Origin of the sequence: Bifidobacterium canis, from assembly GCF_009727065.1 — a bacterium.
Taxonomy (GTDB): domain Bacteria; phylum Actinomycetota; class Actinomycetes; order Actinomycetales; family Bifidobacteriaceae; genus Bifidobacterium; species Bifidobacterium canis.
Genome location: NZ_WNLP01000001.1, coordinates 272,326 through 285,888 on the forward strand (window position 1 = coordinate 272,326; position 13,563 = coordinate 285,888).

9 protein-coding genes and 2 pseudogenes are annotated in these 13,563 nt (G+C 57.7%); 8 read left to right on the forward strand and 3 right to left on the reverse strand.

The window, feature by feature from the left end:
• Positions 1 to 178: 178 nt before the first annotated feature.
• From GSD1FS_RS01160 to GSD1FS_RS01175, 4 genes are all read left to right on the forward strand, one after another.
• The gene (locus tag GSD1FS_RS01160; RefSeq protein ID WP_343030152.1) at positions 179 to 1,699 is read left to right on the forward strand and encodes an ABC transporter ATP-binding protein; all 1,521 of its coding nucleotides are present in this window, start codon (positions 179 to 181) and stop codon (positions 1,697 to 1,699) included.
• Positions 1,699 to 2,502, forward strand: coding sequence for an energy-coupling factor transporter transmembrane component T family protein (locus GSD1FS_RS01165; RefSeq protein WP_155588019.1), 804 nt, complete (start codon positions 1,699 to 1,701; stop codon positions 2,500 to 2,502). The genes GSD1FS_RS01160 and GSD1FS_RS01165 overlap by 1 nt, the downstream gene beginning before the upstream one ends.
• Positions 2,503 to 2,677: 175 nt before the next feature.
• Positions 2,678 to 3,505, forward strand: a complete 828-nt coding sequence (locus GSD1FS_RS01170; RefSeq protein ID WP_246165714.1) for an ABC transporter ATP-binding protein — start codon at positions 2,678 to 2,680, stop codon at positions 3,503 to 3,505.
• Positions 3,506 to 3,579: 74 nt separating this feature from the next.
• Entirely contained in the window at positions 3,580 to 6,153 is a 2,574-nt protein-coding gene (locus GSD1FS_RS01175) for an FtsX-like permease family protein (RefSeq protein ID WP_155588021.1), read from the forward strand.
• 143 nt (positions 6,154 to 6,296) lie between these two features.
• On the opposite strand, the gene GSD1FS_RS01180 is transcribed toward GSD1FS_RS01175, so the two are convergent.
• The 3 genes from GSD1FS_RS01180 to GSD1FS_RS09585 form a co-directional block, all read right to left on the reverse strand.
• On the reverse strand, positions 6,297 to 7,004 hold the full coding sequence (locus tag GSD1FS_RS01180; protein ID WP_155588022.1) for a response regulator: 708 nt from the start codon (positions 7,002 to 7,004) through the stop codon (positions 6,297 to 6,299).
• A gap of 98 nt (positions 7,005 to 7,102) precedes the next feature.
• Positions 7,103 to 9,499: a sensor histidine kinase gene (locus GSD1FS_RS01185; RefSeq protein WP_343030153.1), complete on the reverse strand. Its 2,397-nt coding sequence runs from the start codon at positions 9,497 to 9,499 to the stop codon at positions 7,103 to 7,105.
• Positions 9,445 to 9,657, reverse strand: coding sequence for a hypothetical protein (locus GSD1FS_RS09585; protein WP_246165678.1), 213 nt, complete (start codon positions 9,655 to 9,657; stop codon positions 9,445 to 9,447). Before GSD1FS_RS09585 ends, GSD1FS_RS01185 begins: the two co-directional genes overlap by 55 nt.
• 147 nt (positions 9,658 to 9,804) lie before the next feature.
• Between GSD1FS_RS09585 and GSD1FS_RS01190 the strand changes: the two genes are divergently transcribed.
• From GSD1FS_RS01190 to ychF, 4 genes and pseudogenes are all read left to right on the forward strand, one after another.
• Positions 9,805 to 11,142, forward strand: a complete 1,338-nt coding sequence (locus GSD1FS_RS01190) for an alpha/beta fold hydrolase (RefSeq protein ID WP_155588023.1) — start codon at positions 9,805 to 9,807, stop codon at positions 11,140 to 11,142.
• 177 nt (positions 11,143 to 11,319) lie between these two features.
• Positions 11,320 to 11,522, forward strand: a pseudogene (locus tag GSD1FS_RS09590) (NAD(P)-binding domain-containing protein); the annotation flags it as partial.
• 312 nt (positions 11,523 to 11,834) lie between these two features.
• Positions 11,835 to 12,083 (forward strand): pyrroline-5-carboxylate reductase dimerization domain-containing protein, encoded by a 249-nt coding sequence (locus GSD1FS_RS09595; protein WP_246165716.1) that lies wholly within the window; start codon positions 11,835 to 11,837, stop codon positions 12,081 to 12,083.
• An 88-nt stretch (positions 12,084 to 12,171) separates the two neighbouring features.
• A pseudogene (gene ychF / locus GSD1FS_RS01200) lies at positions 12,172 to 13,268 on the forward strand (redox-regulated ATPase YchF).
• Positions 13,269 to 13,563: the final 295 nt, after the last annotated feature.

The following is a 13,563-nucleotide window of genomic DNA, read 5'->3' on the forward strand; positions in this document are numbered from 1 at the left end:
GGTGTGAGACCCGATTTTTCATATGATGCATGCGTAATGCATACGTCAACAGTGCACTGACATCGTGCTGCAGCAGAGTAGTATTTATCGACGAACCCATTTATTATTCATATGGGTTAGGTAAGGTGGAATTTCCGTCGAAATACGAAACCCGCGTGCAGAATCAATGGAGCCGATCGTGACCGATGTAATCACTGTGATGAGCCTTGGGTGGCAGTATGCGTCCACACACGGCACGCCGATTCAGGCGTTGCGCGATGTCAACTGCTATGTGGCGGCAGGAAAACTCGCGGGTATCGTCGGCCCCACAGGTTCCGGAAAAACGACGCTCGGGCAGGCGTTGACGGGAATCATTCCTCACATTCTCGATGGCACATTGACCGGATTCGTTCGCGTGGCCGACATGAATGTGAAAAGCACCAGCGTCTCGAACATCTCGTCGAAGGTCGGCTATGTGCCGCAGAATCCGGTCGATCTGTTCGTCACGAACGAAGTGGAGAACGAGATCGCCTTCCCACTGGAGAACAGGGGAGTGGCACCGGACGAGATCCGCGCACGCGTAGACGAAGTGCTCGCAATGCTGCATATCGAAGCGTTCCGTCACCGCGACCCACGCACGTTGTCGGAAGGCGAGATGATGCGCGTGGCCATAGGTTCGGCGATCGCCGCGGAACCGGATGTGCTCATCCTCGACGAAGTGCTCGCAGTACTCGACGAGAACGGCGCACAAGACCTATATAACATTCTTGAACGCATGCTGGCCAGAGGCGCCGCAGTAGTCATGATCGACCTCGACACACGGTGGATGCGCGAACACGCCGACAACGTGTTCCTCATGGTCGGCGGCGAGATCATTCGCAGCACAGGCCGCGAAATATTCACCCGCGAAGCTTCGCTGTTGGAATCGGTGGGCGTCAACATTCCGCGCGCCGAACGTGCACCATTGACGATCGCCCAGCTCGAACCCGAGCAGACAGCCGACGCGATCATCGAATTCGACCACGTCGACTACCTGTATCCGCGCAGTGAGAACGACGACAGTCCACAATTGCAAGACGTGAACGTGCGCATTCCGCGCGGCGCGTTTGTCGGCGTCGTGGGACCCAATGGTTCCGGCAAGACCACATTGCTGACGATGATCAATTCGCAGATCCTCCCATCTCGCGGCCGTGTGCTCGTCGATGAGACCGACACCAGGGAATGCGGCGTACGTCGCATGGCGAGAGAAGTGGCATACCTCGACCAGGATCCGTTGCACATGATGCTCACACGCAACGTTCGCCGCGAAATCGAATTCGCGCCCCACGCGCTCGGCATTCCGTCGGAGGAAGTGAACAAGCGAGTCAACGCGCTGATTCGCGCATTCAACCTGTATGAGATAGAAGACAGCGACCCGATCGCATTGAGCGCCGGGCAGAACAGGCTTGTGGCGCTCGCCGCAACGTTGGCATCGCAGACGCCGATTCTCGTTCTGGACGAGCCAGTCGCCGGACTGGACTATCGACTCAAGACCAGATTCATGACGATGGTGCGTGAACTCAACGACCAAGGCATCACCGTGATCATGGCCAGCAACGATTCCGAGCTGGTGGAACGCTATTGCACCCATGCCCTGCGCTTGGACGCGGGGCGCGTCGTCGATTTCGGGCCGTTGCGCCCGTTGCAACCGACCGCACAAGCAGCACGAAAGGTCCGTTGATGAGATCGCAATTCTACATTCCTGTTGACGGCTGGCTCGCCCGCGTCGATGTGCGGGCCAAACTCTTCGCAATGCTCGCCCTGATCGTCATATGCGCGATGTGGGGCAATTGGATTTTTCTGGCGGCGGTTCTCGTTCTGGAACACATCGCTTTGCTGTCTACGCATATTCCGGCGAATAAAACGCTGAAAGTATGGGCGTTCTTCCTGCCGATCATGCTCATCGTGGCCATCACTATGCTGTTCACCGTGGCGTTGCCTGGCAACACGGTGTGGAACCTCAATGGGTGGCAGGTCAGTGACGCGACACTCACCATGACTGCCGTCGTCGCCCTACGCATAGCGGATATCGCGTTCGCCGTGTTCCTGATGCTATTCACCACATCACGCGCCTCGTGGATCAGCGGCATGGCAGGCTTGGGACTGCCGTATAACGCATGCGCCGCAGTGGCTAACGCCATACAGTTCCTGCCGACCTATGCGGCAACGGTGCATGATCTGGTGCTCACCCAGCATATTCGCGGCAGGTATGCGCGCATTGGCAAACACAATCCGTTCACGCGAACGGCGGCATGGTGCAGCGCGCATATTCGTGCGATTATCGCAGCGCCGGCACACATGCGATATTTGGATCGCTCGCGCAGCATCGCGGCGCTGGCGCACGGTGCGCACATCAACAGAGGGTCTGCGAAACGCACGTATCTGCACCCTGCTCATATGCGTCTCTTTGATTGGCTGCTGGTATTGCTCGCCATTGTGTGCGTGGCGCTGGTCGTAGTGATGATGACAGTGCTCGGCTGGTAGTTGAGTTAACCGCGACTCGTATTTCGTTGGGGATCATCCTTAAGGATGATCCCCATTGTTTTTCAGCCTTTTGAGTGATGCTCACAACGCTGCACACAGCGTATCTTCAGACTTAGGCATAGGAACAGTGATGCTTGAATAGGAGAACAACATGACAAACGCAGCTTTGCAGCCGATGATCGACCAGATCCACCAGCCAGCACATGCACCGGTGGCCATCGAAGCCATCAATCTCGTCAAAGATTACGGCAGCGGTGAGAGCCTGGTACACGCGCTCAAAGACGTGAACGTGCAATTCGAACAAGGTAAATTCACCGCGATCATGGGACCGTCTGGTTCCGGCAAATCCACGCTGATGCACGTGATGAGCGGCTTGGACTCCGCCACCAGCGGCAGCGTTATCTTCCAAGGTCATGATCTGACGAAGATGAACGACAAGCAGCTCACACTGCTGCGCCGCAACTACATCGGTTTCATTTTCCAGAGTTTCAATCTGCTTCCGATGTTCACAGCGGAGCAGAACATCGTGATGCCGCTTACTCTGGCGGGCAAGAAAGTCGACAAGCAGTGGTTCAACACGCTGGTCGACACGCTGGGACTGCGTGAACGTCTGTCGCACCGCCCCAACGAACTTTCCGGCGGCCAACAGCAGCGTGTGGCGATCGCCCGCGCATTGATCACCAAGCCATCACTGGTGTTCGCCGACGAGCCGACCGGCGCATTGGATTCGGTGTCGAGCGCCGAAGTGCTCGGATTCCTGAGAAGCTCCGTCAAGGAACTCGGCCAGACGATCGTCATGGTCACCCACGACCCGGTGGCGAGCTCCTATGCGGATCGCGCCATCGTATTCTCGGATGGCCGCATCATAGCCGACGTTGACAACCCGCAGCCACAGGCGATGAGCGAACTGCTGATGCAGGAACGCGAACGCACCACCAAGCATGCCGCAATGCCACCGGAGCCGCCGGTGCAGGCCATGCAATATTCGGCCAACAATCGCTGAACGCAGCGGCATCGACTCGTAAGGACATAGATTATGTGGTCTGTCACACTCAACATGATGAAAAGAATCTGAGAATGCTGATTCCCGCAGGAATCGCCATTCTCATCGGCACGGCGTTCATCGCGGCGACGCTGCTGTTCACCAACGCGCTCGACACGTCGATGCGCGAACGCACCACCGCACAATACGGTGGAGCGAACTACGCGGTGGTTCACAATAACGATGATACGAGCACTGATTCCGCCCCCGTCACGGTCGGGCAAATGAACGTGCCAGCCATCGAACAAGTGAACGGCGTGGAAGGAGTCCGCACAGACGCCGACATCGAAGTGATGCTGAGCACCGCCGATGCTCATAGCTCCGACATCGTGCTCTCCACCACCTCCGATGCGAAACTGCTGCCCATCGAAATAGTCGGAGGCAAACAGCCTGATCCGAACGGCCAGCAGCAGATCGCCATACCGCAACGCCTCGCCAAGCAGTGGAATCTCAAGGTGGGCGACAGCATCACCACTCGCATGCAATACGGCAATGATCCGCATGACATTACTGCCACGATCGTCGGCCTGACCAACGATCCGAACAATGTGTATGGCTATTACAACGGCGCTTCGGTCGTGTCCAATGATCTGATGAGCGCCTACTACGGCGTGCAATCGTTCAACGACGTGCCCGCCTCCAACGCATACCTGTATATCACGCCATCACAGGAAACCGCCGCGGTCTCGCAACTGAAGTCGGTGCTGCCAAAGGGGTACGGTGTCGAAACACGTGCTCACCTTGAAGATGAAGCCATCAAGTCGATGAGCTCGAACGGCGGCGACGTTACCAAGCAGTTCCTGCTCTCCTTCGGTGTGCTGGCATTGGTGGTTGCGGCGCTCGTGATCGCCAACACGTTCCAGGTGCTTGTAGCACAGCGCCGCCGCACACTCGCGTTGCTGCGCACCATTGGTGCCACGAAACGCCAACTGTATGTGTCGGTGCTGCAGGAGGCCGGTATTCTCGGCTTCGTTTCATCACTGCTCGGCGTCGGCGCAGGCATCGGCCTGATGGCCATCGTGTCGGCTGTGACCAAACAACAGGGAACCATGCTGGCAGGTGGAAGCATCACGCTGAACATCACGGCGCAGGTGTTCATCGTGCCATTGCTCTTCGGCGTCATCATGACGGTACTCGCCTCGATGGGCGCTGCCCGTGCGGCGACGAACGTCACACCATTGGAAGCCATGCGCCCTCTGGAATTGAGCAACCAGCACAAGTCACGCATGGGGCGCGCCATCTTCGGCCTGCTGTTCCTCATCGTCGGCATCGGCCTGATGGTTGCATCAATCCCGATGGGCAAGAGCACCAACGACAGCGTGGCAGTAACGGCATTGCTCCTGGCGATTCTCGGTTGCGCGCTCACCTTCATCGGTCTGGCGATGACCTCGATCTTCTGGCTGCCATGGCTCATGAAAGGCATCGGCTCCCTCGCGGGGCTTTTCGGCCCCTCCGCGAAGATCGCCAACGCGAACATTCAAAAGAACCCTCGCCGCATCGCAGCCACCGGCACGGCATTGCTGATCGGCGTGACGTTGATCTCGACGCTCGCCACCGGCGCAGCGGCGGCCAAGGCGACGATGAACCAGGCGCTCGATACGCGCTACAGCGTTGATGTGGTGGTCACCGGTTCAAGCATCCCCGATGAAGCGGTCACCAAGGTGCTCTCGGAAAAGGGCGTGAAAACCGGCATTCGAGTGAAGACGGCCAATGCACAGTTCTCCAATGATGGCAAGGAAGTCGATACCGAGGTGATCGGAGTGCCGAACACAGCCGCATTGCAGTCGGTGCTCAACGTCAACATCGGTGATGCAAAACTCGATGCGACGGACGCCATCATGCCATTGAACGACAGCTCCACCGGCAAGGCGCTCACGTTCGCCAACAACAAGGTGACGCTTGAGGAAACGAAGACGGATTCCGACGGAGCACCTGCAGCCACCGGCAAATCCGTGGAACTAAACGTCGAACAGCGCGACTTCCACAGGGTGTCGCAGGCAAGTGCAGTCGCCTTCGTCAACAGCTCATTGTTCGACAACGGTACATTCACTGCAACTGGTGACATGCTGCTGCTGAAACTCGCCGTGCAGCCTGACCAGTCGCTCTCCGAGGTGTTCGAATCCATTCAAAAAGACCTCAACGCATATTCCGATGTGAGCGTCGGAGGGCCCGTCGCCGAGCGAAGCATGTGGGAGAGCATGGTCAACATGATGCTGATGCTGCTCGTGGCGCTGCTCGCGGTCGCGGTCATCATCGCCATCATCGGCGTGGCCAACACGCTGAGCCTATCGGTGATTGAACGCACACGTGAATCGGCTACATTGCGAGCCATCGGCATGACCCGTGGTCAACTCAAGCGCTCGCTTGCCATCGAAGCACTGCTCATCTCGGTGGTCACCAGCGTCGTCGGCATGGTGGTGGGCACACTGTTCGGCTGGCTTGGCATCTACTTGGTGATGAACTCGATAGCGCCGGTCGTCTACGTGATCGACTGGTCGACCTACGGCATCATCCTCGTAATCGCCATCGTCTGCGCATTGCTCGCCAGCGTGTTCCCCGCACGCCGCGCGGTCAAGACACCGCCGGTTGAGGCGCTCGCCGAAGCCTGATGCAGTATTCACCTCAATGAAATAACACAAATACAATGAACGGGCGTGTGCGCCACCGAATCAGGTGGCGCACACGCCCGTTCACGTATATGCGTATATCAGTGTTCCGTACGGATTATGTTTACCGACATAAGAGATCGAACTCAGTCGACGAGATGATTCTCATAGGCGAACACGACTGCCTGCACGCGGTCACGTGCGTTGATCTTCTGCAGAATATGCGCCACATGAGTTTTCACAGTGGGCAGCGAAATGAACAGTTTGTCGGCGATCTCCTGATTCGAAAGACCATGCGCGATCTCGATGAGCACCTCGCGTTCGCGCTCGGTCAAGGTCGACAGCTCGGGATCCACATAGGCGGTATCTGCAGCACCCTCCTGTGGTGCCGGAGACTGCACGGTCATGCCGTTTTCCATCATCTTCTCGATCAGACGCTTGGTGGCTGTCGGTGCGATGATCGCATTGCCCTGATACACGGTGCGAATCGAATTGAGCAGCGTCTCCGGCTCGGTGTCTTTGAGCAGAAAACCGGAAGCTCCCGCATTGATCGCCGACATCACATATTCATCGAGATCGAACGTCGTGAGAATGATTACACGGGTGCGATGCTCACCATGCATATGCGAAGTGATCTGCGACGTTGCAGCAAGACCATCCATGCCCGGCATGCGCACGTCCATCAACACGATGTCGGGGTGAAGCTGCTCGACCATCTTCACGGCCTGCGCTCCATCGGATGCCTGCCCGACCACCTGCATGTCGGGTTGCGAGTTGATGACCATCGTGAAGCCGGCCCGCACGAGGTCTTGGTCATCAGCAATAACAATACGGATTCTGTCAGTATTCGCCATACCAGCTACTGTAGCCGAAACCCATCTCGCATCGGCGCTGTGTCAATCACGCGATGGTCATTCACGTACATCGAACAGGTGAAACCAGCCTCGTGCAGTCAGTGAGTCGCATTCGCTGACTGTGAATGCTCCATCGACGTCATCTGCTCGTTCAGCGATTTCGCAGGGGTCAGGTTCAATTCGCCGGATGCCTGCTCGCCGTCATTCTTGTCGCTGAAGCCGGTCTCGCGCAACACGCTCAGCAGTTGACGCATGTGCTTCAATGCCGTGCGTCCCTGCGTGCCAATGGCGCCGAACGCCTCGGAAATCCATTCGGGGCTCGGCTCCTCGCCAGCAGCCACTTGTGCGTCGATCGTAGCGATCTCCTGCGTCGTCTCATCGATCACACTGCTCAACGTGTCGTTGACCTCGCTACGAATATTCGCGCTGATGCGGTCACGCTCACGGTTCGCGGCGTTGACGCGCGCTTTCTCCTGCTCGGCACGCAATGCCTCGGTGCGAGCCTGCAACACCTGCGGGTTCGAACCGCTCGTCTTGACCCAAGCGCCGAAGAACATGCCCATGATGCACAACGTGATTGCGATGATCGCGAACTCGATGCCTGCGCCCGACGACAATTGCTGTGTGTACGCAGGCTCATCATGTGTGAGCCAATACCAGGTTGACGGGTAGCCGGCTGAGAGCAGCATCACCTTAAGTCCCAGGAAGAGGCCATCAACCACAATAAGCGGTGTGAGCCACTTCCATGTACCTCGTTTGCCGTACAGCATTGCGGCATAGGCTATGAACGGCGCGGCAAGATCAGCCATATAGCAGGGGGAGAGGAAGAGCAGCTGCGCGAACACGACGGACGCGAATATGATGGCCACGGCACGAGGAAAACGTCGACGCAAGCACAATGGACCCATCAGCATCAACGTCACAATAACATCGATCAGATAGTTGTTCTGTGCTGATTGACCCAGCAGAACCAATTGCATCGCATCAGTGGACGCCAGTAACGCGAATATGATCGCGACGATGATCGTGTCGGTAAGCACATAATGGTGCTCCGTCCAGTGCGACAACCGCGCAACCCAATTGGAGGGCCCACTCTGATGAACCTGGGCAATGGGTCTGGAACGAAGGATTTTGCCGAGTCGCAGGAATGATGGCCAAAAGACCCGTGTGCCGCTATCTGACGATGGTGCGCTCGCACCCATGTCGCCAGTGGATCCAGTGGACTCGGCGTGCGACGCCGCATCGTCTTGTACTGCGGAAGCAACACGGTCTGAGGGGGAGCCCGTATTGCTCGGATGCGATCCCGCAAGAGTCACAGCTGTGTCGGGAGATTGCAGAGTGGCTGCAGATTGCGCCGGCGCCGATACTGGAGATGCATCACTCGTTTGCGATGAAGATGGCGAATATGCTGCCGCCGGCAACGAAGCGCTTGCCGTGAGGGGAACGCTCGCCTTCACTTCGAATCCGCCGTTCAAACGGGGACCCGCGTCGACCGTGCCATGAACCGCGGTGATGCGCTCGCTCATGCCCATCAAACCGTAGCCAGCCTTATGCCCGTCCAAAGCGGCGGAAGCCCCGCGCCCATCGTCACTGATCGTGAACGTGACGTCGGTGTCGGTCCATTCCTCACGAACGACCACGTTCACATTATGGCCTGCATATTTGCGAATGTTCGTCAAAGCCTCTTGCACCACGTGATACATGGCGATGCTTGCCTGCTCGCTCAATCTGTTCGGTTGAGGAGTGCCGACCGTTTCGCGGCGCAAACTCATGTCGGTGGAGACGCTGGTCGCCTGGTTGATCAGTGCGCTGATATCGTGGTAATCCGCATGTGGAGAACCGCCGAACACGCCAAGCAGACGCTTCATATCGTGCATCGCATGCTCCGCCTCATGCTGAATCGTCACCATCGTGGAACGTGCCAGTGTGGCATCGTGCGTTGCCGCATACCTTCCGCCGTCAGACTGAATAATGATGATCGACAACGTATGCGCGACGATGTCGTGCATGTCTCGTGCGATACGCGCGCGTTCCGCCGAAGCCGCGATGAGTTTCTCCTCCTGCTCGCGCGCGACGATCGCATCGTTGCGCTCGTTGAGCAGTTGAATCGTCTGCCTGCGCGCACGCTGCCAGAATGCGGCGATGAGCGTCGTCAACAGAATAAGCAGAAAGGTGACCGAGGCGATGAGCGTATTGGCCCAGAACGATGTGCCGCTCGGCTCATGTGAACTCAGCAGCGGGCCGTAAGCGTCACCGAACGAAATCACCAAAGCCGCCGCCACTGCGAGTACGCCGGCGGCAATGACATACTGGTTCGTGCGTTTCGGTGAATCATACACAATCGCCGAATAGAACATCGGTAGGGAGAGCATGTCGCCGATAACAAACGGAGGGCCGAAAACAAGCTGCACCACCACAACGGCGACGAACCACCACGCACTCACACGCGCCGCGTGCGCCGCAGCGCCAGCGGCAATGCCAGCATCACCGACCACAGTTTCGAAATGTTGCCGCTCCAGTAGAACAGCAGTCCATCGCCTTCGAACAACGAGGCGTCAGACAACAGAATCACAACGCATATCAGCACAGTCACCAATACGTCGATCACAATGGTGCGATGTTCTCGAAACCAAGTCAGCGCGCGTTCCTTCATACGCGCTAGCATAGCGTCGGGTGCGGTATGACACATCGTTCCTAGGCATGATTCGCGGATACGCATATCTGCGCGCGCAAATGCGGGAACGGTGGAACATGATGCACGAGATCTGCACACCATGGGATCGAGACGAAAGGTGAGCGAATGGCACTGCTGAATGAATATTATGTTCCCGGATTGCACGTTTCGGAACATGCGATCGACGTTCCAGTTGATTGGGCAAATAATAAACCGGGGCAGACCGTCGACGGCGAAACCATTCGACTGTTCTACCGCGTGGTCTGCGCACCCGAACACATCAACGACCATCTGCCGTTGCTTGTGTTCCTGCAAGGCGGGCCCGGCGGCGCTGCACCACGCCCATTGGGTCCGAACTCCGACGGGTGGATCGCCGAGGCGATCAAGCACTTCCGCGTCGTGCTGCCCGACCAACGCGGCACCGGACGCTCCTCACACATCGACTCGCACACCGTTTCCGCAATGAGCGGCACGCAGGCGGCGGACTATCTCAAGCATTTCCTCGCCGACTCGATCATCCGCGATTTCGAACACCTGCGACTTACCGAATTCAACGGCGAGCGCTGGGTGTCGCTCGGCCAAAGCTATGGCGGGTTCCTCACATTGACGTACCTGTCGCTGTTCCCGCACGCGCTGATCGCCAGCTTCACCACGGGCGGCATCCCGCACGTGCCGGCGAACGCGCGCGAAGTCTACGAGCACACGTTCCCGCGCATGCAGCGGAAAACCGAGCAATTCTACGCGCGCTACCCGTTGGAAGAGCAACGCGTGGCCGCGATTGCGAACAAACTGGCTGGTGAAACGGTCACGCTGCCGAACTCCGATCCGTTCACCGTGCAACGACTGCAAACGCTCGGTTCCAGCTTCGGCATGAAGCCGTCGTTCGAGCGTGTGCATTGGCTGCTTGACGAAGCGTTCGCGAACGGTGACGGCAGCGTGGACGAGCACTCGCCGCTGACCGACGAATTCCTGTTCGGAGTGATGACGGCCACCTATTCGAACCCGCTGTATTGGCCGTTGCAGGAGTTCATCTACGCGGACGGCGAGCTCAACGAGCCGATCGCGTGGGCTGCCGACCAGGTGTACCGTTCATTGCCACAGTTCTCGGCGAACGCGCGCCCGCTGCTGTTCACCGGCGAGGCAATTTTCCCGTGGATGTTCGAGCAGGAGCGCGCGTTGCAGCCGTTCCGCCCGGCGATGGACGTGCTGATGAACAGCACGCGGTTCGGCAAGATCTACGACGCCGAACAGTTGAAGAACAATATGGTGCCGTTGAACTCCGCCGTGTATTTCGATGACATGTATGTGGACTCCGGACTGCAGCTCGACACGCTTTCTCGCATTGGCAACTCGAACTATTGGGTGACGAACGAGTTCGAACACGATGGCGTGCATGGCGACGTCGTGTTCAAGCATCTCTTCGACGAGGCGCTGAACAGGGGAGATCTGCACGAACTGTTCTGACATATGTCGGCATACACATATCGCGCGTTTCAATGCAGGCGATACAATATATGCGATACATTGCAGCAAATAATACATTATTCATATACATTCAGTATTTATATTTTGCAAATTATAAATACTGAGAATTTTTACTGAAAGAGTAGTATGAAAATCGGTTTTATCGGTTACGGCAATATGGCGCAAGCGATCGCACAGGGACTGGTGCGCAAGCAGGCGGTGGCAGGCACTGATATTTATGCATGCGCCGCGCATTTCGACAAGCTGAGCCGCAACATCGAAGCCATAGGGGGCATGCCATGCGCAGCCCCGAAGAGGTGATCAACGCGGCGGATCTGGTGGTCATCGCCATCAAACCATACCAGATCGAACCTGTTATCGGGCCGCTGGCGAACTTCCTCGCCGATGAGAACAAAATGGTTGTGTCGATTGCCGCCGGCTGGGATCTGGCGAAATACCGCGCATTGTTCGGCGAAGCCATGGACGGCGTGCATGTGCAGTGCACGATTCCGAATACGCCGATGGAAGTGGCGCAGGGCGTGCTCATCTGCGAGAACGTGAACACGTTGACCGACGAGCAGTGCCGGCAATTCGTCGAACTGTTCTCGCAGATCAGCTTGATCGAGGAAGTCGACACCGAGCATATGGGCATCGCCATGTGCATCGCCGGTTGCGCACCGGCGTTCACCGACATGTATTTGGAGGCGCTCGGTGACGCCGGCGTCAAGCATGGTCTGCAACGCGCCACCGCCTACCGTCTGGCGGCGAAGATGATCGAGGGCGTCGGCGCGCTCTACATGGAGACCGGTACGCACCCGGGCGTCATGAAAGACGCCGTCTGCTCGCCGGGAGGCACCACCATCAAAGGCGTGGCCGAACTGGAACGCCACGCATTCCGCGGTGCCGTTATCGACGCGGTGGACGCCATCCAACAGGCGTGAGCGCTCTGCGCGCCCGCGCAATGACACAGTTCAGCGAATAATCCAAATCCAGCCGCAAATGACATGCGGCACAAGTACTCTAGGAATCATGTCTCTTACTATCGGAATCGTCGGCCTGCCGAACGTCGGCAAGTCCACCATGTTCAACGCGCTCACGCGAAACAACGTGCTCGCGGAAAATTACCCATTCGCCACCATCGAGCCGAACACCGGCATTGTGCCGCTGCCCGACAAGCGCCTGCCGGTGCTCGCCGAACTCGTGCACACCGACAAGATCGTGCCGGCCACCGTCACGTTCGTCGACATCGCAGGCATCGTCAAAGGCGCCTCCGAAGGCGAAGGCCTGGGCAACAAGTTCCTCGCCAACATTCGCGAGGCGGATGCCATCTGCGAAGTGGTGCGCGCGTTCGAAGACGACGACATCATCCACGTGAATGGCCGCGTCGACCCGGCGGACGACATCGACACGATCAACACCGAGCTCATCCTCGCCGACCTGCAGACCATCGACAACGCCCTGCCGAAGCTCGAGAAGGACCTGCGCGGCAAGAAGATCGAAAAAGCTACATGGACGCGGTGCTCAAGGCCAAGCAGATCCTCGAATCCGGCCGCACCATCGATCAGGCGGCCCAAGCCGGCGAAATCAAGAAGGAAGACGTCTACGACCTGCACCTGCTGACCGCCAAGCCATTCATCTACGTGTTCAACGTCGACGATTCCGAACTGCAGAACAGCGAACTCAAGAAGAAGCTCGCCGACTCTGTGGCGCCGGCACCGGCCATCTTCCTCAACGCGCAATTCGAATCCGAACTGACCGAACTCGACGAAGCAGACGCCCGCGAAATGCTGCAGGACGCCGGTCTTGAGGAATCCGGCCTCGACCAGCTCGCCCGCGTCGGATTCGACATCCTCGGCCTGCAGACCTTCCTGACCGCAGGTGAGAAGGAAGTGCGCGCCTGGCAGATCCACAAGGGCTGGACGGCTCCCCAAGCCGCAGGCGTCATCCACACCGACTTCGAAAAGGGCTTCATTAAAGCCGAAGTCGTCTCCTACGACGATTTCGTCGACGCCAACGGCTCCATGGCCAAGATCAAGGAGGAGGGCAAGCTCCGCCTTGAAGGCAAGGACTATGTGATGCAGGACGGCGACATCGTGGAGTTCAAGTTTAACGTCAGCAAAGCCTGACGGCAGTAGCTGTTTCATCGACGCACTCTTCGCGAGGCACACCATGATTGTGTCTAGGTTCTGCATCGAGAAATAGTGGGCCAATTTGACATGGGGTCGCCCCTTCGAACAAGGCGACCCCATTTTCATATGAAAGATGAGTATTACTGTGTTCATCGGTTCCGCCGTGGGGCTGGTCGGGATTTTAGTGCATCGACGACTATCTTGACATATCGAATAACGATAGATTACTATTGAAATACGATAGATCAAAGATGAATATCGAGATAAAAGGATCGGAACCATGAATGCTTTG

Excerpts from the sequence above, each read along its gene's own strand:
- GSD1FS_RS09585 (WP_246165678.1), bottom strand. The coding sequence starts at position 9,657 with ATGAAGGAACGCGCGCTGACTTGGTTTCGAGAACATCGCACCATTGTG.
- GSD1FS_RS01175 (WP_155588021.1), top strand. The coding sequence starts at position 3,580 with ATGCTGATTCCCGCAGGAATCGCCATTCTCATCGGCACGGCGTTCATC.
- GSD1FS_RS01170 (WP_246165714.1), top strand. The coding sequence starts at position 2,678 with ATGATCGACCAGATCCACCAGCCAGCACATGCACCGGTGGCCATCGAA.
- GSD1FS_RS01165 (WP_155588019.1), top strand. The coding sequence starts at position 1,699 with ATGAGATCGCAATTCTACATTCCTGTTGACGGCTGGCTCGCCCGCGTC.
- GSD1FS_RS01180 (WP_155588022.1), bottom strand. The coding sequence starts at position 7,004 with ATGGCGAATACTGACAGAATCCGTATTGTTATTGCTGATGACCAAGAC.
- GSD1FS_RS09595 (WP_246165716.1), top strand. The coding sequence starts at position 11,835 with ATGTATTTGGAGGCGCTCGGTGACGCCGGCGTCAAGCATGGTCTGCAA.
- GSD1FS_RS01190 (WP_155588023.1), top strand. The coding sequence starts at position 9,805 with ATGGCACTGCTGAATGAATATTATGTTCCCGGATTGCACGTTTCGGAA.